Source organism: Desertivirga brevis, assembly GCF_017355835.1.
On record NZ_JAFEWF010000001.1, the window covers coordinates 1,618,123 to 1,638,854 of the forward strand.

The 20,732-nt window shown below is 40.3% G+C and carries 19 protein-coding genes; 8 read left to right on the forward strand and 11 right to left on the reverse strand.

All coding sequences use genetic code 11. The annotated features are described in order from the left end of the window. Window positions 1-122: 122 nt before the first annotated feature. Window positions 123-1,724, forward strand: coding sequence for a peptide chain release factor 3 (locus J4N25_RS07145; protein WP_207421452.1), 1,602 nt, complete (start codon window positions 123-125; stop codon window positions 1,722-1,724). Window positions 1,725-1,772: 48 nt separating this feature from the next. Here J4N25_RS07145 and J4N25_RS07150 read toward each other — a convergent pair whose 3' ends face one another. Next, a complete protein-coding gene (locus tag J4N25_RS07150; RefSeq protein ID WP_207421453.1) occupies window positions 1,773-2,336 on the reverse strand; it encodes a YqgE/AlgH family protein in 564 nt (187 codons plus the stop codon). A gap of 94 nt (window positions 2,337-2,430) precedes the next feature. On the opposite strand from J4N25_RS07150, the gene pdxH reads away from it, so the two are divergent. The 3 genes from pdxH (at window position 2,431) to J4N25_RS07165 (ending at window position 4,795) form a co-directional block, all read left to right on the forward strand. Next, window positions 2,431-3,084, forward strand: a complete 654-nt coding sequence (pdxH, locus tag J4N25_RS07155) for a pyridoxamine 5'-phosphate oxidase (RefSeq protein ID WP_207421454.1) — start codon at window positions 2,431-2,433, stop codon at window positions 3,082-3,084. A gap of 3 nt (window positions 3,085-3,087) precedes the next feature. Continuing rightward, window positions 3,088-3,582 carry an NADH-quinone oxidoreductase subunit C gene (locus J4N25_RS07160; protein ID WP_207421455.1) on the forward strand — a complete coding sequence of 165 codons (495 nt, stop codon included), beginning with the start codon at window positions 3,088-3,090 and terminating at the stop codon, window positions 3,580-3,582. Between the two features lie 88 nt (window positions 3,583-3,670). After that, window positions 3,671-4,795: an NADH-quinone oxidoreductase subunit D gene (locus J4N25_RS07165; RefSeq protein WP_242695829.1), complete on the forward strand. Its 1,125-nt coding sequence runs from the start codon at window positions 3,671-3,673 to the stop codon at window positions 4,793-4,795. A gap of 101 nt (window positions 4,796-4,896) precedes the next feature. Here the strand turns inward: J4N25_RS07165 and J4N25_RS07170 are convergent, their stop codons facing one another. Together J4N25_RS07170 and J4N25_RS07175 are read right to left on the reverse strand one after the other, a co-directional pair. Next, window positions 4,897-5,988 carry a S1C family serine protease gene (locus J4N25_RS07170; protein WP_242695793.1) on the reverse strand — a complete coding sequence of 364 codons (1,092 nt, stop codon included), beginning with the start codon at window positions 5,986-5,988 and terminating at the stop codon, window positions 4,897-4,899. A 22-nt stretch (window positions 5,989-6,010) separates the two neighbouring features. Then, entirely contained in the window at window positions 6,011-6,577 is a 567-nt protein-coding gene (locus J4N25_RS07175) for an RNA polymerase sigma factor (RefSeq protein ID WP_207421458.1), read from the reverse strand. A 145-nt stretch (window positions 6,578-6,722) separates the two neighbouring features. Here J4N25_RS07175 and J4N25_RS07180 point away from each other — a divergent pair, with 145 nt between their 5' ends. Then, the gene (locus J4N25_RS07180; RefSeq protein WP_207421459.1) at window positions 6,723-6,941 is read left to right on the forward strand and encodes a hypothetical protein; all 219 of its coding nucleotides are present in this window, start codon (window positions 6,723-6,725) and stop codon (window positions 6,939-6,941) included. Window positions 6,942-7,288: 347 nt separating this feature from the next. Continuing rightward, window positions 7,289-7,516 (forward strand): hypothetical protein, encoded by a 228-nt coding sequence (locus J4N25_RS07185; protein ID WP_207421650.1) that lies wholly within the window; start codon window positions 7,289-7,291, stop codon window positions 7,514-7,516. Window positions 7,517-7,644: 128 nt separating this feature from the next. On the opposite strand, the gene J4N25_RS07190 is transcribed toward J4N25_RS07185, so the two are convergent. Genes J4N25_RS07190 through J4N25_RS07205 form a run of 4 tightly spaced genes read right to left on the reverse strand, consistent with a single transcriptional unit; the run spans window position 7,645 to window position 14,246 of the window. Next, entirely contained in the window at window positions 7,645-11,067 is a 3,423-nt protein-coding gene (locus J4N25_RS07190; RefSeq protein ID WP_207421460.1) for an efflux RND transporter permease subunit, read from the reverse strand. Window positions 11,068-11,116: 49 nt separating this feature from the next. Further along, entirely contained in the window at window positions 11,117-12,205 is a 1,089-nt protein-coding gene (locus J4N25_RS07195; protein WP_207421461.1) for an efflux RND transporter periplasmic adaptor subunit, read from the reverse strand. Between the two features lie 21 nt (window positions 12,206-12,226). Further along, window positions 12,227-13,570, reverse strand: a complete 1,344-nt coding sequence (locus J4N25_RS07200; RefSeq protein ID WP_207421462.1) for a TolC family protein — start codon at window positions 13,568-13,570, stop codon at window positions 12,227-12,229. A 4-nt stretch (window positions 13,571-13,574) separates the two neighbouring features. Continuing rightward, the gene (locus J4N25_RS07205; protein WP_207421463.1) at window positions 13,575-14,246 is read right to left on the reverse strand and encodes a TetR/AcrR family transcriptional regulator; all 672 of its coding nucleotides are present in this window, start codon (window positions 14,244-14,246) and stop codon (window positions 13,575-13,577) included. Window positions 14,247-14,380: 134 nt separating this feature from the next. Between J4N25_RS07205 and purB the strand changes: the two genes are divergently transcribed. Beyond that, window positions 14,381-15,724, forward strand: coding sequence for an adenylosuccinate lyase (gene purB, locus J4N25_RS07210; RefSeq protein WP_207421464.1), 1,344 nt, complete (start codon window positions 14,381-14,383; stop codon window positions 15,722-15,724). 346 nt (window positions 15,725-16,070) lie between these two features. Beyond that, window positions 16,071-16,622, forward strand: coding sequence for a NifU family protein (locus tag J4N25_RS07215; RefSeq protein WP_207421643.1), 552 nt, complete (start codon window positions 16,071-16,073; stop codon window positions 16,620-16,622). Window positions 16,623-16,735: 113 nt separating this feature from the next. Here the strand turns inward: J4N25_RS07215 and J4N25_RS07220 are convergent, their stop codons facing one another. The 4 genes from J4N25_RS07220 to J4N25_RS07235 form a co-directional block, all read right to left on the reverse strand. Then, on the reverse strand, window positions 16,736-17,899 hold the full coding sequence (locus J4N25_RS07220) for an MFS transporter (protein WP_207421465.1): 1,164 nt from the start codon (window positions 17,897-17,899) through the stop codon (window positions 16,736-16,738). A gap of 31 nt (window positions 17,900-17,930) precedes the next feature. Further along, a complete protein-coding gene (locus tag J4N25_RS07225) occupies window positions 17,931-18,866 on the reverse strand; it encodes an EamA family transporter (RefSeq protein ID WP_207421466.1) in 936 nt (311 codons plus the stop codon). Window positions 18,867-19,055: 189 nt separating this feature from the next. Then, window positions 19,056-19,511, reverse strand: coding sequence for an NUDIX domain-containing protein (locus tag J4N25_RS07230; protein ID WP_207421467.1), 456 nt, complete (start codon window positions 19,509-19,511; stop codon window positions 19,056-19,058). Between the two features lie 145 nt (window positions 19,512-19,656). Beyond that, window positions 19,657-20,601 (reverse strand): helix-turn-helix transcriptional regulator, encoded by a 945-nt coding sequence (locus tag J4N25_RS07235; RefSeq protein ID WP_207421468.1) that lies wholly within the window; start codon window positions 20,599-20,601, stop codon window positions 19,657-19,659. Window positions 20,602-20,732 lie beyond the last annotated feature (131 nt).

A 20,732-nucleotide genomic window follows, 5' to 3' on the forward strand; every position in this document is an offset into this window, starting at 1 on the left:
TTCTTACATTTGCAGTCACGATGAAGAAATGTCCGCTTACATACCTAATTTCAATACTTTTCTTCTAAAGCCTTAAATTTTATTGATAATACCATTGCGCTTTTGGCGTATTAAGAAATATTATGAGTACTCATCCCGAAATAGAAAAAAGAAAAACCTTTGCGATCATCAGTCACCCCGATGCCGGCAAAACTACCCTGACAGAAAAATTCCTGTTATTTGGTGGCGCCATCAATACTGCGGGCGCAATTAAAAGGAACAAGGCTAACCAAAATACTACTTCCGACTTTATGGAGATCGAGAAGCAGAGAGGTATCTCGGTTGCAACCTCTGTTATGGGTTTCGAGTACAAAGGGAAACGCATTAATATCCTTGACACCCCGGGGCACAAAGACTTTGCAGAAGATACTTACCGTACGCTTTCTGCTGTTGACAGTGTTATTCTCGTTGTGGATAGTGTAAAAGGGGTTGAGGAGCAAACCAAAAAGTTAATGGAGGTTTGCCGCATGCGAAGTACTCCCGTAATTATATTCATTAATAAATTAGACCGTGAGGGTAAAGATCCCTTCGATCTTCTGGATGAACTCGAAAGCACCCTGAAAATTAGTGTTTGTCCTCAATCATGGCCTATTGGTCAGGGGTATACATTTAAGGGTGTATACAATATTTTCGACAATCAACTAAACCTTTTTGAGCTGGATAAAAGCAAGGTTACCGAGCCTGTAATTCAGGTCAGGGATCTTGAAGACGAAGTACTGAAAGAACATTTACAGGAAAAAGCATTGGCTAAGCTTAAAGAAGACCTTGAACTTGTAGAAGGCATTTATGGACCTCTGGAAAAAAGTCTTTACCTGGACGGATTATTGGCCCCGGTTTTCTTTGGTAGTGCTATCAATAATTTCGGTATTCGTGAGATCCTTGATACCTTTATAGATATAGCCCCTAGTCCTACCAGCCGTGAAGCTGAGCAAAGAGTGGTAACGGCTACCGAAAAGAATTTTAGTGGTTTTATCTTTAAAATACACGCAAACCTTGATCCTAACCACCGCGATAGGATTGCTTTTTTAAGAATATCTTCAGGCAAATTTGAGCGTAACAAATTCTACTACCATACCCGCCTTGATAAGAAATTGAAATTTGCCAATCCGATGGACTTCATGGCGAACGAAAAAAGCCTAGTTGAACAGGCATGGCCCGGAGACGTTGTAGGTCTTTATGATAGCGGAAACTTTAAAATTGGAGATACCTTAACGGAAGGTGAAAAACTTCAGTTCAAAGGAATTCCGAGCTTCTCACCAGAAATCTTTAAAGAAGTGGAAAACCGGGATCCAATGAAGACTAAACAATTGGAAAAAGGTATACAGCAACTTACCGAGGAGGGCGTAGCCCAGTTATTTATTCAACAGCCTGGCAACAGGAAGATCATCGGAACTGTGGGTGAACTTCAATTCGAGGTGATCAGCTTCAGGTTAGAACACGAGTACGGTGCAAAGTGTGCATTTAGACCGCTTAACTACAAGCGTTCGAGCTGGATCACTTCCACAAATAAGAAGCAGTTGGAGGAGATCGTCTATAGACGGGCATCGAATATCGCTTATGATAAAGACGGCAATACAGTGTTCCTGGCAGATAACGATTGGGCTATCAATACTGCTATACGGGATTTTCCTGACGTTGAATTCCATAAAACTTCGGAATTTAACAAGAAAGATCTCGAAGGATAAAAAGACCGTTCGATATGTGAATTGTACAAGCAATTCACATATCTTCTCCTAATTCCATTGCGGATTTTCAGGAAAGTTAACAATATGGGCGTACTTTGGGCCTAAACCAAGAATTACGTTTCTCCATAGGTTGTCATGCTCGTCATCAAATAAAAATCCTGAGTCATAATTATTGGTAACCAGCCAGGAATTCTGCTGAAGTTCCTTATCCAGCTGCCCCAGGTCCCATCCTGAATAACCCAGGAAGAATCTCACTTCCGCCTCGTCAACTTCATTGTTTTGGATAAGAAGCTTCAAGGTTTCAAAATTCCCACCCCAGAATATTCCCTTTGCAATTTCAGCGCCGCTAAGCATCCTGTCATTACAGCGGTGAATAAAATGAAGCGTATCGTTGCCCACTGGACCGCCAACATAAACAGGAAATGAGGCATTTGGAAGCTCGGGAATTAGATCCTGAAGGTAATACCCACTTTTCTGATTCATCACATAGCCAACAGTCCCATCATCGTTATGCTCTGCAATTAAAACTACAGATCTTTTGAAGTTGGGATCTAACATAAAGGGTTCAGAAAGCAGCAAACTGCCTGATTGTGGTGCTACTGAGTTTATCATATTTAGATAACAATGCCTTTCCAATATATGTTTTTACAATGATTTGAGACGGATATAGTGTTAAAAAATTTGCATTGTGTAAGTTTGCAATAACATGGCTTTAAGTAAAGAAACTATCCAGAATTTGCGGCAGGAATACAAGGCTGCTACCCTGTCTGAAAAATCAGTCGCACCCGATCCTATTAGTCAGTTTTCCAACTGGTTTGCGGAAGCAATGGACGCAGGAATTTTTGAACCAAATGCAATGACCCTGGCTACGGCCTCTCCTGATGGAAAACCATCAATCCGGATAATGTTGCTGAAAGGTTTCGACGCTAACGGCTTTACCTTCTACACCAATTACCTAAGTCGTAAGGGGAAAGAAATCGCCAAAAATCCTAATGCATCTATACTATTCTTCTGGGGAGAACTGGAAAGACAGGTGCGCATTGAAGGAGTACTGGAAAAGGTAAGTAAAGAAGAATCTGAACAGTATTTCCATGTTCGTCCTAAACAAAGTCAGCTCGGAGCTATTGTTTCGCAACAAAGTCAGGAGATACAAAGCAAGCAACTCTTACTGGAAAAACTTCAGAAACTCGAGAAAGAGTATGAAGGCAAGGAAGTTCCCAAACCATCTCACTGGGGAGGCTATATCCTGAAACCTCAAATAGTTGAATTCTGGCAAGGTGGAGCGGCCCGCTTACATGATAGGATCGTTTACAAAAAATCAGATAAAAATAACTGGAAGATCGTACGACTAGCACCTTAATTTATGCAGTTTGATGAAATAAAAGCACTTCTCGTTAGTAAGTTCGGAGAAGAGGTTATTGTGGGAGAAGAACGAACCGGATTACAACCGGCTTTAATCATTCATCATGACCGCATTGCCGAAGTTTGTCTTGAGCTACGCGACAACGAAAACACTTATTTCGACTTTCTTGCATGTCTTTCAGGGGTAGATTATGGAGTTGAAGAGAATATGTTTGGCGTTGTTTATAATCTTAGCTCTTTTCCTTATAAAACTCAGCTCACCCTTAAGGTAAAGAAATACCACGATCGCAGCCGCGAGGAGCTTCCCTCCTTTCCATCTGTAAATCATGTGTGGAGAACGGCCGACTGGCATGAGCGGGAAGCTTATGATCTTGTAGGGATTCATTTTGAAAACCACCCCGATCTTCGTCGTATCCTCTTGCCGGATGACTGGGAAGGTTATCCTTTAAGAAAGGACTACAAGGCGCAGGAATATTATCATGGAATTAAAGTCTGATAAAGAGGGAAATCTATTGGAAACGAAATCAAACACTCCTTATAGAACTCACTACGAGAAGCTGATCGCGGAAGCACAGTCGACCGAAATGATCTTAAATATGGGACCCCAGCACCCTTCTACACATGGGGTACTACGATTAGAGCTGATCACTGACGGAGAAATTGTTAAAGAGGTTATTCCTCATGTGGGCTATTTGCACCGCTGCTTCGAAAAGCATGCAGAAAACCTGACCTACCAGCAAACAATCCCTTTTGCCGATCGAATGGATTACCTGGCATCGATGAACAATAGTCATGCATGGGTGATGGGTGTTGAACGTATGTTGGGAATAGACAAGGAGATACCAAAGCGAATTGAATATATCCGTGTCCTTGTATGTGAACTAAACAGGATCGGCTCCCACTTGATAGCATTAGGAACTTACGGCATTGACATAGGCGCTTTCACTCCCTTTCTATGGTGTTTCCGCGATCGCGAGCACATCATGAATATGCTTGAATGGGCTTCAGGGTCCCGGATGCTGTACAACTATATTTGGGTAGGCGGATTGTATTATGATCTGCCTGTAGGTTTTGAGGAACGCTGTAAAGAGTTCGTCGATTACTTTAAGCCGAAAATGAAAGAGTTGAATGAACTTCTTACCGACAATCAGATATTTATTTCACGTACGGCAAATGTAGGTATACTTCCTCTCGACGTTGCTATCAACTATGGTTGTTCTGGTCCTATGCTTAGAGCTTCCGGCTTAAAATGGGATTTAAGAAGGGTTGACGAATACTCCGCCTACCCGGAACTGGAGTTTGATATTCCTATCGGAAAAGGAGAAATGGGCACAACCGGCGACTGCTGGGACAGGTTTAAAGTAAGGGTAGATGAGATTGAAGAGTCTGTTAAGATGATTGAACAGTGCCTTGAACGCTTAATGAAAGACCTTAAAAGGACTTCTGATTTTGATCCAAGGGCTAAGCTTCCTAAAAAGATAATCCCTAAAGCTCAGGATTACTACCTGCGTGCCGAAAGCCCACGAGGCGAGCTGGGTTATTATTTCATTACGGATGGTAAATCAGAGATCCCCAAAAGGGTTAAAGCGAGAGCACCAAGCTTCAACAACCTTCATGTTATTTCTGAAATTTCAAGAGGTATTCTTATTGCCGATTTAATTGCCATTATCGGCTCTATCGATATTGTGTTAGGGGAACTTGACAGATAAACAGTTTAACACAGTGTGCTTATAACAATGAATTTAAAATAGAGAAAGCCTTTCTGTAATCACAGAAAGGCTTTCAGATATATAACCACCTTGTATTTCTATTAATATACTTTCACCATAAAAACATAGTCCTGGATTTTCTTGATCTGATCCTTACGACTTAATCCGGAAAGAGCATTCTTTTTGTTCAACACCAGATTGTTTCTAACATCTTCTGGTGCCGCATCCAGTGCCTCTATCAAATACTTGGATTTCACAGCGAAAGAAGCTCCATCGACATTATTTTCTTTTCCACTTACTATACCTAAGATATTTCCTTTTGTATCCAATACGGGGCTTCCGCTGTTACCGCTATTTACAGGTATGTCTATTTGGTACTGCACTGTATCGCCTTTATAACCATTCCTTGAACTTACGTATCCGGTTCCAAGAACATAATCCTCTCTTGGAAAGCCGAGAGTATATACATTTTCTCCTAAATCAGCTGTAGACTTTTTGAAAGTATAAGGAAGAGCCTTTAAAGATGAGAAATTCTTATCGATGATCTGCAGAACGGCAATATCATACTGGGGCTGGGCATAAACTTTCCTTGCCTTATAAGAATTGCCACTATTGTCCTGTATATAGATAGAATCAGCGCCTTCGATCACATGATTATTTGTTACAATATAACCACTGGCAGTTAAAGCGAAACCAGTTCCGCTGTACTCACCGGGATTAACAGGCCCCTGCATAGAATGAGCTTTAATATTTTGCATAAGCTCCTTCTTAGAACGCTGGATCTTTCTGTCAACCTCCTTACTCATCTCTCTGCGAAGAGCATTGTAGCCCGAAACCAGCGCATTACGTTTAGAAAAATATCCGGTAGAGAACAAAGTACCAAAAACTGCAAGCAAAGCAACCGATGCTGCTACTGCCGCGTTCATCCTGTATTTATCCCATAGCTTTCGAACAATAAGAGATTTTGGAAGAACTTCACCTTTAATAGCGTGCATATCCAGGGTCTCATGTATCGCATTCATCTCCGAGATCAGCGTATGCTTATTGCCGTAATCCTTCAGCTGTTCAATAAATGTTTGATGGGCCACTACTTGCTGGTCCACTAACGGATCTCTTGCTCTTAGCTTTTCAAACTCGGCTTTCTCACTCTCCGTCATCTCTCCCCTTAAGTAAGCCTCAATTTGTTCTGTCATTTTCATCTTTAAATAGCGTTAATCATGCTTGAAAGAATATCTTCTTCAAACGTTGCAGACACTTGTATTTTTGGTTCTTTGCATTATCTGCGTTTGTGTAACCAAACTTCTCACAAATCTCCTGCATTGATTTATTATGAATGTAGAAGTCTTCAATGATCGTCTTACACGGTTCCCCGAGATGAACGAGCGCTTTTTCCATTTGTTTGAACTGTTTATCCTTTTCTTCATGCCTTTCGAGATCATGCTCAACTGGCAAAACGTCTTCAAAATCCCTAACGTTTCCAGCATTGCGACTAAGCTGACTCAGACGCTTCAACCATAATCTGCGGCATACTGAATAGATAAACGTTTTAAGCTTGCTGTTCAGTTCAAAGTTTCCGCTTTTTACCTTATCATAAAGAACTAATACTGATTCCTGAAATATGTCTTTAGCATCATCTTCATTTCCGTTATTCATTACAATCATCTGCAATATCATCGGGAAATATGCCTTATAAACTTTTTCAAGAACATCTTTTGAGCCATTAAGGATACCCAATATTACTTCACTATCCGTTGGTACTGACCTTTTTATCTCTTTGCTCACTATTTAATACGCTATTGTGTTAATTGTAACCCAATGATAAGTAAAAAAAAAAATAATTAATTTATTAAAAGTTGGGTTACTTTTTTGCCGACCTGGTATTAACGTTAAATATTAGTTGTTTAATTATTATACTTGACCCCAAAAAATGAAAAATTTATTCAAATTCGGATTTGTTGCTTTAGCTATCTCTTTATCAGTTGCTGCTTGTTCTTCTAACAAGTCAGAAGGTGCTTCTGATTCAACTGCTGTTGATTCTGCTGCTGTTGATACTTCACTAGCTACTGACACTGCATCTGCTGATACTGCTGCTGACACTACTGCTGCTGCTGCTGACACTACTGCTGCTGCTCCAGCTGCTCACTAAGATCCGATAAAAGGAATAAAGGCTGCCAGATTGTATCGGCAGCCTTTTTTTGTGCCCTGGTTTTTCAAAGAATCTATCCTACATTAATTGTCATTCCCAAACCTATCTTCGGTAAGAATAATAGCTTCCCCCTTAATTGTTATCCTCTTCAAACCCACGCCATTTCAATTGTTATCAATAAATTGTCTTCGTTCATATACTTCAACCTGCAGTAAGGCCTTAAAGCAGCTAATTCATGTCCTGTAAATATTTTTTAAAAATTTTTAAATCCACCAGGTTACCTTTTTAAGATTCCGGTATTAAGGTTAAATATTATTTGTTTAATCGTTAAGCTTAACCTCAAAAAAATGAAAAATTTATTCAAATTCGGATTCCTTGCTTTAGCTATCTCTTTATCAGTTGCTGCTTGTTCTTCTAACAAATCAGGTGGCGAAGGTGATTCAACTACTGTTGATTCAGCTGCAGTTGATACTTCATTAACTACTGATACTGCTGCTGCTGGTGCTGGTCTTACTACAGATTCAGCTGCTGCTGGTACAGCTACTGATTCAGCTACTGCTGCTCCTGCTCACTAATCCGAGATTAAAAGGAAAATAAAAAAGCTGTCCGAGGATCTCGGGCAGCTTTTTTATTTTACACCGAAATAAAAGAAGAGGGCCTGCAATAAAATTTGCAGGCCCTCTTCTTTTATTTCGGTAATGGATTAATGTTTTTCTACTACCATCACTTCTTTATGATGCTCGATAACTGGTTTCTTGCCAAAGAACCTTTTAACCCTTTTTGAATTCGTATCCGCAATAAGGTACATACATGGAACTAACACTAAGGTTAGGAATGTACCAAACACTAGACCAAATATCATTGTCCAGGATAGCGGTCCCCAGAAGGCCACGTTGTCGCCCCCAAAATACAGGTGCGGATTAAACTCGCTGAAGAGCTTCGCGAAGTCCATATTTAGCCCTACAGCCAAAGGAATCAAACCAAGTATTGTCGCAGTTGCTGTCAGCAACACTGGTGTCATACGTGTTCGTCCAGCTTCAATCACCGCATCCTTTACAGACATTCCCTGTTGGACCATCAGATCCGTAAATTCTACCAACAAGATACCATTACGGACAACGATACCAGCAAGGGCTATAATACCAACTCCCGACATTACGATCGACATTTCCATCCGGAAAATAATAATACCAAGAAATACCCCAATAACACTGAATAATACCTCACTCAGAATAATAAGCGGTTTACTGATTGAGTTAAATTGGAGCACAAGGATAACAAGGATCAACCCGAAGGCTGTCATTAACGCTCCACCAAGGAAATTAGCGGTCTCCATTTGCTCTTCCTGTTCTCCGGCCATCTTGATCATTACTCCATCAGGAGCCTTGAACTGATCTATCTCCGATTGAACAGATGCTACAACTTCATTAGGGTTATAGTCACCCAATACGTTGGAGGAAAGGATAATTATCCTTTTTTGTTGCTTGCGTTTAATACCACCATAAGTATTTACATAATCAATATCTGCAAATGACGACATCGGCACCTGACGGATCATTCCTCCCATTGCCATATCCCGGTAAGTGACTTTCATATTGCGAATAGCCTGAAGGTTATTACGCTGATCTTCCTGCGCTCGAACATTGATCTCATAATCTTCGTCATCATCACGGAATTTAGAAGCTTCCATTCCATAAATTGCAGTACGAAGATCTTTACCGATCTGTCCCGTAGAAATCCCTTCTCTGTTAGCTCTTTCACGGTTAATATCAAACAAGATCTCTGGCTTGTTATTCTGGAAGTCAGATCTTAATTCCTCCACTCCCGCTATCTGCTTCGCATCAAGATACTTCTTTAAGCGATCTGCAGTTTTTACAATCGAGTCCAGATTATCACTAGTGATTTCTATTGAAATTGGTTTTGCTGTTGGAGGCCCGGACTGCTCTTTTGTTACCGAAATCTGGGCACCAGGAATACCTTTCACTGCATTTCTAATCTTATCCAGATAGATTGCGGTACTTTCGCCATCGCGCTTTCCGAACTCAACAAAGGCAACTGTCACCTTCCCTTTGTTAGTGTATTCACCCTGATCCTCATCCTGGGGGTCCGTTACACCTACGGTAACATTAGAAATAATAGAGGAGACAATTTTATTATCACGGCCAACCACTTTAGTTACTCTGTCTTCTACCTTTTTAACTACCTCATTGGTATAAGCCTGGTCGGTTCCGACAGGAAGTTGAACATAGGCATAGATGAAGTTAGGATCAGATTCGGGGAAGAATACAACTTTAGGTGGAAAAATTCCAATAAGTACAATAGTGAAAACAAATAAGCCCAATGTACCGAAGATCATTGTCCTTGGACGCGCAACAGCCCATACCAGTAAGTTTGCGTATCGATCCTGAAACCTTGGCCATGCATTTTCCTGGAAACGTTTAACTAATCCAGTCAAATAAAAATGATTCAATAGATACAGTAATGCAAGGAACACTACAAAGTTTCCAAGTCCGAAGGAGATTACATATCCGATAATAGCAATAACACCCAGGATAATAAGAACTTTCTTAACGGTTTTGTCGAAAGTCGGTTTTTTATGTTCCCCTTCATGGTGCGGTTGCATAAAGTCGACTGCAAAGACAGGGTTTATTATATATGCTACCACTAACGAGGCCAGCAAGGTTATGATCAAGGTTGTGGGTAGGAAGAACATAAACTTCCCGATAATACCCGGCCAGAATAATAGAGGAACAAAGGGAGCTAATGTGGTAAGTGTACCTGAAAGTACTGGTAAGAAAACTTCACCAGCAGCCATCTTTGCCGCTTTAACAATAGGAACTTTTCCATTATCAAAAATACGGTGGGTATTCTCAATTACCACAATGGCGTCGTCCACAACAATACCTAAACCAAGCAGGAAGGAGAATAATACCACCATGTTCATAGTGAAACTAAATCCTGCAATAGAACCCAAGGCTGGCATGGTCAAAAATGCTACGAACATCGACAATGGGACTGAAAGTGCAACGAACAGGGCATTGGTCACTCCCATAAAGAACATTAGGATCACGGTTACCAGTATAAAACCAATGATGATTGTATTGATCAAGTCATGCAAGGTAACCCGAGTCTGATCGGATTGGTCCCCTGTCAAAGTAATCTGAAGATTCTTGGGAAGGGAAGTTTCCTTCATTTCTTTAATAAGAGCATTGATCTTATCAGATGCCTCGATAAGGTTTTCCCCACTGCGTTTTTTAACGTTTAGTGTGATTACGTTCTTACCGTATAATCTTGCATAACTTTTCTGCTCCTTGAAGGAATCCTTTACCTCTGCGATATCTTTGAGATAAATAGAGGCACCGGTAGGACCTTTAATAATCATGTCACCAATTTCCTCAGCAGATTTAAAGTCCTTTTTAACATTTAAGGTACGTCTTACACCATCCATCGGAACCGTTCCTCCTGAGATGGTCATATTCTCGTATCTGATCGCGTTTTCAATATCTGTAAAAGAAACCTGGGCTGCAGCCATTTTATTCATGTCTACATTCACCTGAATTTCGGGTTCAAGCGCTCCTACGATATCTACCCCAGAAATTTCTTTTAACCCTTCAATTTGATCTTCAAGGTCATCTGCATACTTTTTCAGCGTCTTTAAGTCATAGTCACCAGAAATGTTCACATAAACAATTGGAAGATCTGCGAGGTTAATATCAGAAACAGAAGGATCATTTGGTAAATCGTTCGGCAAATCACCTTTTACCTTATCCACCGCATCCTTTACCAGCTGCTTTGCTTCCTTCGTTTCAACATCGGCATTAAACTCCGCGGTGATCATAGAGAAGTCCTGGTAAGAGTTTGAAGTAATTTTCTTCAATCCTTTCAGTCCCCGTAACTCCTTCTCGATCTGTTTAGTAACAAGGCTCTCCATATTGCCTGGAGAGGTTCCCGGGTAGATCGTCGTTACAAATATTTTCGGAATAATAACCTCCGGAAAGTTCTCCTTCGGCATATTATTATATGCGATTATACCCATTATGGAGATGATAACAGTGATGACGTAGATAGCCATCTTGTTATCAATCGCCCAACTTGAGGGCTTAAATTCTTTAAATACGTCTTTCATCTTATAAGAGATTTGAGAGATGAGATATTAGTTTTATACTAATTCTGCCTTATATTTTAACAGGATCCCCTTCGTTCAAATTTTGAAACCCAAGGGTGATTACTTTATCGCCAGCTTTTAAGCCGCTCGCTACTAAAGCCTGACCTTCTGAAACTTTATCAGTGGTAATGATTACACGCTTTGCCTTTCCGCCTTCAGCAACATAAACAAATTCTCCACTCTCAGATTTCTGTACAGCGTTGATAGGTACTGTAAGTGCGCCATTAGATCTGAAGTCAACGATTTTCAATATCGCTAACATATTCGGTCTGTATTTCCCTTTTGCTGGTAGTTTTACATTCACTTCAAAGCTTCTTGAAGCAGGATCGATCACCCTGGAAGCAAATGTCACCCTAGTACTTAGACTGTCTTGAGCATCGGGAAGGATTACCATTACTTCGTCACCTGTATTAACCCTTCCTGCATACGATTCTGCAACCTCAGCTTTTACCTTGAGATTATTTGCATTAACCACAGTCAGACCAGGCATACCAGGATTTAAAGCCTGGCCTAATTTCCAATCCATCTGGTCGACAGTACCCGAGATTGGAGATTTAACACGATACATGGCCAATTGAGAGCGTAAAACGGCTATCTGTTTCTCCACCGCCTCTTTTTGAGTTTTCGCAGTAATATACTGTACTTCAGTTCCAATTTTCTGGTCCCAAAGCTTTTTCTGACGATTAAATAAGCTGGTTTGAAGCTCCAACTGAGTTTGTAACTGCGAAATATTTTGGCGTATCACTTTATCATCCAACTGAACCAAGACTTGCCCCCTGCTAACTTGTTGTCCTGGTCTAACGTTGATAGCAGTGATAACTCCCGGAGCTTCGGCACTCACCTGAACATTCTCCTGTGCATCAACTTTGCCCTGAACCTCTACAAAGCTTTTGAAGATCACTGGTTGAACTTCTACAACAGAAACTTCAGTAACCTGTAGCGCTGGTTTACCTCCTCCAACTTCTTTTTCCAGGCTTGCTATTTTGCTATCTAATGATGCTCGCTCTTTTTTAAGTTCCGCTAATTCCGCCTTCGGATCTTTTGATTGTCCGCAAGCTGCGAATATTGCTATTGCTATTAAATATGTAAATCTTTTCATGAGTTATATTAATTGTAATGGTTATTGAATTCGTCCGTAAGCGTTATCCAGGTCTACCTTACTTACTAAGGCATTATATAAAGCCTGGATGTAATTATTCTCAGCAGTTTCCAACTCTGTTTGAGCTTGAGTAACTTCAATACTTGAGCCTACACCTTCCTGGTATTTGATCTTTGACACTCGAAGTACTTCTTGAGCCAGGTTCATGTTCGCCTTTTGGTTATTCAAAGACTGAATGCTATTTTGATAAGTAATTCGAGCATTTTGCTGTTGTAAAAGAATACCATTTTTAGCCACATTCAAAAAGTTCGAAGTCTTTTTATACTCAATTTGAGCTTGCTTAATTTGGTACTTCTTTTGAAAGCCACTGAATAGTGGAACATTTAATTGTAAGCCTACAACAGTGGTGGGGTATTTAGCATCAAATAAATCAGAGAAACGGTTACTTTGAAATAAATAAGAAGTGCTTCCAAATGCTGCGAGAGAAGGCAAATACTCCGACTTCAGCCTGCGGATATTCAGATCATTAAGTTTCTGTTGGGTTTCTAACAACCCGTACTCTATTCTACTCCTATAAGCTGTGGTATCAACAGCCAAAGATGAATTGACATCCAGATTGATGTTGACGATTTTTTCTTTAACCTCGAGGTTCTCGATTACTGGCATTCCTATTTGAAACTTCAGAAGCTGCTTAGAAAGCTCTAAATACCTTATGGTATTATCTCTTGCTGTTAACAAATTATTGTATATAACACTTAACCTGTCTAAGTCGATTTTCTCAACAAAGCCTTGCTTGTTCAACTCCGTTGTCTCTTTAAGCTGCTGCGACAATTGAGCAACATTCGCGTCTAAAAGCCTGATCTGCTCATTGCTCACCAAAACCTGGTAATACGCTTTTGTTACAGCTACTGTTGTTGCAACTTTCGTTCTATTGTAATTTCTCTCACTTAGCTCCTTATAAGTTTTGGAAGCCTGTAATCCCACCAGGTAAGTACCGTTGAATATTAGCTGGCTAGCGGAAAGACCTGCGTTTCCCTGGTACTTCACCCCAAACTGTACAGGTGCAAAAGTTCCAGGAGCTCCTCCAAAAAATTCCGCAGGAATTAATGTGGTTGGAATCTTTAAATAGTCTTGGAACTGTGCACTTCCACTCACCTGTGGTAGCCCGATCCCTATTGTCTCCTTAACCTTATACTTAGCGCTCTCTATATCAAGTCGCGCATTCTTTAGCGAATCCTGATTCTCATAAGCATATTGCAGACACTCCTGCAAATTGAAATTAAATGTTCTACCCTGCGGGTTTTCCTGAGCACGTATCGCAATACTACTCAGAAAAATGAGGGTGATAAGTAGGGTATTTCTCATAATCCTATAATTGTTCGCTTTGTAATTGTTTGTAATGTTCCACTTGTTTATGACCTTCCAGCGTACATAAGCCATATAAAAAATGTTCTGTTATCTCTGTCATCACCTCAGACAAGTTGAATTTGCCTGGTGCATAAGAAACCTGATTAAAAACAGCATCCACCTGATCCATTCTCATGATCGAAATTATCTCCGAGTTAATTTCTTTCCTGAACAAACCCTCCTTGATTCCCCTTTCTATATTTTTAACTATACAGGTTTGCATATACTCATTCCTGTGTGTTGTAAATACTTTCCAGGTTTCGGGGTGATATTTTTGCATATCATAAAAGATCATAGGGTTGATCTTAGACAACAACTCCTGTAAATGTGTTACAACCATTAGAATCTCTTTCACAGCATCTGGTGCTTGCTCCGAACTAACATCCATGGTGCAGGTTTGTCTGTTAAGCATCTCGGTAATAAGCACATGCACCAATTCATCCTTATCCCTGAAATGCTGATAAATAGTCTTCTTGGACATCCCCAGATGCTTCGCAATATCATCCATGGTTATCCGCTTTATTCCATATTGGCAGAACAAAATCTCTGCCTCGCTTAAAATTCTTTGTTTAAGATCCATACTTCCTTTTTCCCAATCACTCGTCAAAACTATGGAAACTTTTTTCTTATCCAAAGTTTCCTTGTAAAAAATCTCACTTTTTTAGTAAATCTTTTTACAAGCAGGAAAATTACGGGAATAGATTAGGGGCATTTAATTATACTACGCCTTCTGCCTGAAAAATGTAACTTTGGAAATTAATTTTTTGTATGAGTTTGTCGCCTTTATATGCTATTTCGCCCGTTGACGGCCGTTATAGAAAAACTACACAGGATTTGGCTTCCTTTTTTTCCGAAGCTGCCTTAATCGAATTCAGAGTTTATGTAGAGATTGAATACTTTATTGCTCTTGTAGAATTACCTCTTCCTCAGTTAAAGAATTTCCCAGCTGGAAAATTTGAAGCTTTAAGAGATATCTACAGGAATTTTAAAGAAGATGACGCTCAAAGGATTAAAGAGATTGAAAGTGTTACCAATCACGACGTCAAAGCAGTAGAGTACTTTATAAAAGAGCAATTCGACGCTCTGGGATTAAGCGAGCACAAAGAATTTATTCACTTTGGTTTGACATCGCAGGATATTAACAATACATCCATTCCCCATTCATTTAAGTTGGCGGTAGAAAAATCTTATCTCCCTGCAATTAATGAATTGATCAACCATTTAAAGAAACTGGCTGAAGAGTGGAAGAACATTCCCCTTCTAGCTCATACCCATGGCCAGCCAGCTTCTCCTACCCGCCTTGGAAAAGAGATCATGGTATTTGTAGAACGCCTGGAGAAACAGCTTGAGCTATTGTTACAAGTTCCTTACTCAGCTAAATTTGGTGGGGCTACCGGAAACTTTAACGCTCATTTCATTGCTTATCCTGAAATTGACTGGAGAGGCTTTGGTAATGATTTCGTAAATGTGCGACTAGGCTTATCCCGGTCTCAACATACCACACAAATAGAGCATTATGATAATTTCGCTGCTCATTGTGATGCCCTTAAGCGAATAAACAATATCATTATGGACCTCGACAGAGATATGTGGACCTATATCTCCATGAACTATTTCAAGCAAAAAATCAAAGCTGGAGAAGTAGGCTCATCGGCAATGCCACATAAGGTGAATCCTATTGATTTCGAGAATTCTGAAGGAAACCTTGGAATCGCTAACGCTCTGTTTGAACATCTTGCAGCTAAGCTTCCGATATCAAGACTGCAGCGTGATTTAACAGACTCAACTGTTCTAAGGAACATTGGCGTTCCTGTTGCTCACACTCTTATTGCTATCAAATCCACCATCAGAGGTTTAAACAAACTTCTTCTTAATGAAAGTGCTATCCAGCAAGATCTTGAAGACAATTGGGCAGTTGTTGCCGAAGCGATCCAAACCATTCTTAGAAGAGAAGCATACCCGAACCCATACGAAGCGTTGAAAGAACTTACGCGCACAAATACTAAGGTAAACGCACAAACAATCGCCGAATTTGTGCAAACCTTAAACATAAGCGAAGCTGTAAAAGAAGAGATCAGAAAAATTAGTCCTCAAACATATACAGGTATTTAAGCCTTGCTCTATAACTGCGGAGTTTTTGAGCATTAGTCATAAAACGTTCAGAGGAGACAGCTCTGAACGTTTTTTATTTATTAGCTTCCAAGCAGAACACTTAGGTCCATATCTACTCCTAACCACAAACCTCCACTAGGTCCTGATCAATTTACTGAAGTTTGACTTTCCACAACTTCTCCTGTCATTGAGCATAGAAGCGCTCAGGTGCTAAGCTCCTTACTGCACCGCCCTTCGAGAGGTTAATCAGGCAACATTATCACAAACCTGTCAAAACTTCCTCATCCGGCAATTCGAAACCTCTTAACTGGTAATTTTGTTATGTCAAGAAAAAGGAATTATGGCTATCAATATTAATGTATATACAGAATCTACTCCTAATCCAGCTACGAGGAAGTTTTTGGTAAACAAGCTTCTTATTAACGGAAGTGTGGATTTTGCCACAAAAGAAAGTGCTGAAACATCTCCGTTTGCAAAAGAACTTTTCAAATTCAATTTCGTGAATGGTGTATTCTTCGCGAGTAACTTCGTTACAATTACCAAAGCGGAGGATGCTGACTGGGCAGATATTGAACAGATATTAAAGGAATTTGTGAAAGGTGCGGTAGAATCTGAACTGAAAGTTCAGGAAAACCCTCAGGAGGAAGCTCCTGCATTTGAAGGCACAGAACAAGAAATTAAGATCCAGCAGATCCTGCATGATTACGTACGTCCGGCAGTCGAGCAAGACGGTGGAGCTATCTCTTACAAATCATTTGAAAATGGAGTTGTAACAGTAGAACTTAGAGGATCATGCAGTGGGTGTCCTTCCTCTACATTTACTTTAAAAGCTGGTATCGAAAACCTTCTGAAAAGAATGGTACCAGAAGTTCAGGAAGTTGTATCAGAAGCGCTGTAAATATTTTACATTTCAATTTTTTTAGATAATTTTATCTAAATCGATATTTAACAAAGACCGGTAGAGGATTAAAAACTTCGCCGGTTTTTTTATTGTGCCTAATCTTTCCCCACTCAACTCTCTTTCTTATAAAACAACAGATAAACCAAACTAACCAATACAAAACCAGCCGAAGCATAAAAGACCAAAGGAATCCGTTCAATGGAATCCTGGTAAAACAATCCGGCAAGGAAAGCTCCTAAACCAATTCCGGCTTCAAGGGCAATATACATCGTCGCTACAGCCATCCCTCTTCGTTCAGGGTGACTTAAGTCAATAGTCCAGGCATTATAGGCAGGGGAAAGGACACCAGTCGCAACTCCATATATTGCCGAGGCAATGAGTAATGACGAAGTTGAATCAGCAATTCCGATCATAACCAAGGACACTATTAGTACTATTGATGCAATCTTAAGAACACGAACCCTTCCGTACCTATCAGATGCTTTTCCTGACACAAATCGTATAAGTACCGAGGAAATAGTAAAGGTCATGAAAAATAAACCTTTATTTGCTATACCTAGGTGCTGACTCCAGTCAGGCACTACAGTTAACATAGCTCCATAACTCAGGTAGGAAAGAAAAGTAACAAATGCGGCAGGAAAAACTTTCCATTCCACTATCTCATTCCTCTGCATCCGCAGTAGCCCAAATCTGAAGGCCTGCTTATCTTTCACGGTCTCCTGCATATTCATTATAATTAGAATAGATAGCAAGGCAAAAGCAGAGGAACAATAAAAAAGGACATTAATGGAAAAGTAAAGAGAGATTGCCCCACCTATGGCCGGACCAAGAGCCATCCCTGTAGAAAAGCACAGGCCGTGTATTCCGAGAGCTTCTCCCCTTCTATTTACAGGCACCACATCTGCAACATAAGCAGCGGTTGCGGTGGGCTTGAAGCCCGTAGAGAATCCATGCATTAATCTCAGGAAAAGAAAACCAGCAACAGAACTCAAAACCGGGTAAAGAAAGCCGCAAATGAAACAAACAATAGAACCAACAGCCATTACTGGTACTCGCCCAATAGTGTCGGTTAACCTACCACTAAAAGGCCTGGAAATTCCAGCAGTGATAGTAAAAAGCGCAATAATCAAACCTTTGTGCTCTGCACCTCCTAAACTGCTCAAGTAAGCCGGTAGCTCAGGGATGAGCATATTAAAACTGGCTGAGAAAAGCAGTGAACTTAGGCAAAGAAGAGCAAATTGAAGCGTATATATAGAAGGCTTTTCAGAAGGCATAGAATAAATAAGGAAAATATAAAGCTGCTAATTAACCTGCAGCAACTTGTTTACGATATTTTGCAAGGTTGATCATCAGCACACTGGCAAGAATTACACCAAGTCCCACCACCTGCAATACGGTAATTGTTTCATTAGCAAAAAATACTCCTAAGAGCACGGCCACAACGGGATTGACATAAGCATATGTACTAACCTGTGTCGCGGGCCTTACCTCAAGCAGCCATACGTAAGCACTGAAACCGGCAATGGAACCAAAAACAATAAGATACCCTAAAGAAAGCCATGCATCAGTTGGAACGGTAGTCCAATCGAAACCGGCAGGTTCATTTTTTAAAAAACTACAAGTAGTAAAAGCGACACTCGCTATAAACATTTGCCAGGTGGAATTCACAATTGCTGTACCTGAAGAATAGTATTTGGAATACAGGGAACCTCCTGCCCATGACATTGCTCCCAATACAAGTAAAAACATCCCACCCATTTCCAACATACTATCTTCATCAGAAAAAGCGCTGATCACATTTTTATAAAACAGTATAATAACACCAATAAATCCGATAAACAAACCAAGAATCGTCGCCTTGCTGTTTAAATTACTCTTCCACATAGGCCTATCGAGTAAAACGAACCATAGCGGAGCAGATGATACTAAAATAGCCACAAGGGCACTGGGCAGAAATTGCTCCACCCAAATTACAGCCCCGTTACCTACAAAAAGTAATAACAACCCGCTTACCAGCGCGTGCTTTACCTGCTGCCAGTTAAACACCTTCTCTCCTTTATACAAACACCAAAGTAGCATGATCAAGGCAGCTACAGCAAAACGCAATGCACCAAGGATAAAAGGAGGAAAGCCATGGATTGCTTTTTGAATGAAGAAATAGGTAGAACCCCAGACTATATATACTATGGCAAAAGCAAGTACGACTAGTGAGATGGGGGCAGGTGTATTTTTTGTTGACAATTTTCTGAAAGTATAACTCGTTCTTCAATAGCCAAAAACAACCTTCAGGCTATTCTTCCTCTATTTGACGGTTCCGCTAATAAAAGAGTTTCTTAAGAGCGGCCTTTGAAGAGCGCGGTAGCTGATGCAGCACCCATAATTTTTTTGTAGCGCTGCTATTATAACGAAAAGCAACCTCAGTTAGCAACATTAATTATCACTTTTCTCTAATCTTTCTTTCAAAAGCTCAACAACGCGCTTGTCTGTGGGAAAGGTAACATCATCCAAATCTAGGTCCGTAACAGACTTCCAACGAAAAGCTTGCTTAATATCTCCATCAGAATCAAAGTCAAAAATAACCTCTTTAAACCGCAGCAGCAATGGATATACAGGTCTGACGAGGTAATAGACGCTAATGATTTGGCTATCATTAAATGCCGATTTGCAGAAAAAATCAGTCGTGTAGAAGTGTTCGAGTACCTCCACCTCCGCTTCACACTCCTCCATAAACTCTCTTTTAAGTCCGTCGATAAGGCCCTCGCCATATTCCAGGCCTCCACCTGGAAATTTGCTAAAACGGACTCCATACTCTTCCTCATCACTAATGAGAATTTTTCCATCCTCATTAATCAGCAATCCATAAACACGAACATTGAAAAGATACATAGGGCAAAGGTAGTACCTCAATCTGAATAAGAAAGAAATTTAGAACTCTGGTTCACAATGAAGTTTCCATCTTCCGCCTCGGCTGAATGGTAAACCAAAATGATAGTTTACATAGAAAGACAGATTGGATCCAAACTTCATCATCTCATAAAGCTGTTAGTACACCAGTCGCTATTCTTTTTACCTGCTCTTTCAATTCTTCGGGTCCGATTATAATTGCCTCATCAGCAAACATAAGGAACCATCTGGCAAAACCTGTAAGGTGCGAAGTAAGGAAATGCATCTCCACCTTATCGCCTTTCTCAACTTCTGAAATAAATCCGCTATAATATTTCTGACCTTCCAAAAAGTGATATACCCGTTTATTTACTAAAACCACAACTTCTCTTACGTTTTCCTCCCTTGGCCTGCAACTCAGATATTCCTGTAGCGACATATGTTCCTTCTCAAAAGCAGATCCCGTAAGACATATATCAGATACACGGTCAAGCCTGAAGTCACGGTAATCCTGTCTCATCCTGCACCAAGCGATCAAATGCCAGTAGTTATCCAGAAAAAACACGCCAACCGGTTCTACAATACGCTCTGTTGCCTCTTGACGGTAAGCAGTAAAATAGTGAATATGTAACGCTTTTTTCTCGGCAATACTTTTCAAGGTATTTTGAAGCAAGTTGAGTTCGAGAGGATTATCAGGCTTTCTTCTTGAGTTTAGTACTGTGATGCTTGAGTCGATCTCCTCAAGAAGATCTTTTTCTGTCGACTTTAACACCGCTCTGACTTTGTACATGGCAGAGGTAAAATCAGCTTTTAAAGAAGAATCTGTTAATTGCTCAACCAACTTCTCTGCAGTAAGAAATGCCGTTGCTTCCTCTCGCGTAAACATTACTGGAGGCAACCTGAATCCATCTACCAAAGAATATCCCACACCAGCCTCCCCGATTATTGGAATACCTGCCTCTTCAAGGGTTTTTATATCCCTGTACACTGTACGAAGACTAATGCTGAAGCGATCGGCTATATCCTGAGCTTTCACTACTCGGCGGGTTTGAAGTTGGATTAAAATTGCAGAAATACGGTCAATACGGTTCATTTTATGCAGAAGCTGACAAATGGTAAAGCTAGCAAACTTTATAATACCTGCCAGTTAAGAACCTAAACATGGCCAAAATTCAGAAGCTGCAACACAACTAATCTGAATAAGCTAAAACTGATTATCTTTGC

Bases quoted from the DNA above. Each gene is read 5' to 3' on its own strand.
- J4N25_RS07145 (WP_207421452.1), top strand. From the start codon at position 123: ATGAGTACTCATCCCGAAATAGAAAAAAGAAAAACCTTTGCGATCATC.
- J4N25_RS07150 (WP_207421453.1), bottom strand. From the start codon at position 2,336: ATGATAAACTCAGTAGCACCACAATCAGGCAGTTTGCTGCTTTCTGAA.
- pdxH (WP_207421454.1), top strand. From the start codon at position 2,431: ATGGCTTTAAGTAAAGAAACTATCCAGAATTTGCGGCAGGAATACAAG.
- J4N25_RS07160 (WP_207421455.1), top strand. From the start codon at position 3,088: ATGCAGTTTGATGAAATAAAAGCACTTCTCGTTAGTAAGTTCGGAGAA.
- J4N25_RS07165 (WP_242695829.1), top strand. From the start codon at position 3,671: ATGATCTTAAATATGGGACCCCAGCACCCTTCTACACATGGGGTACTA.
- J4N25_RS07170 (WP_242695793.1), bottom strand. From the start codon at position 5,988: ATGACAGAACAAATTGAGGCTTACTTAAGGGGAGAGATGACGGAGAGT.
- J4N25_RS07180 (WP_207421459.1), top strand. From the start codon at position 6,723: ATGAAAAATTTATTCAAATTCGGATTTGTTGCTTTAGCTATCTCTTTA.
- J4N25_RS07185 (WP_207421650.1), top strand. From the start codon at position 7,289: ATGAAAAATTTATTCAAATTCGGATTCCTTGCTTTAGCTATCTCTTTA.
- J4N25_RS07190 (WP_207421460.1), bottom strand. From the start codon at position 11,067: ATGAAAGACGTATTTAAAGAATTTAAGCCCTCAAGTTGGGCGATTGAT.
- J4N25_RS07195 (WP_207421461.1), bottom strand. From the start codon at position 12,205: ATGAAAAGATTTACATATTTAATAGCAATAGCAATATTCGCAGCTTGC.
- J4N25_RS07200 (WP_207421462.1), bottom strand. From the start codon at position 13,570: ATGAGAAATACCCTACTTATCACCCTCATTTTTCTGAGTAGTATTGCG.
- purB (WP_207421464.1), top strand. From the start codon at position 14,381: ATGAGTTTGTCGCCTTTATATGCTATTTCGCCCGTTGACGGCCGTTAT.
- J4N25_RS07220 (WP_207421465.1), bottom strand. From the start codon at position 17,899: ATGCCTTCTGAAAAGCCTTCTATATATACGCTTCAATTTGCTCTTCTT.
- J4N25_RS07230 (WP_207421467.1), bottom strand. From the start codon at position 19,511: ATGTATCTTTTCAATGTTCGTGTTTATGGATTGCTGATTAATGAGGAT.
- J4N25_RS07235 (WP_207421468.1), bottom strand. From the start codon at position 20,601: ATGAACCGTATTGACCGTATTTCTGCAATTTTAATCCAACTTCAAACC.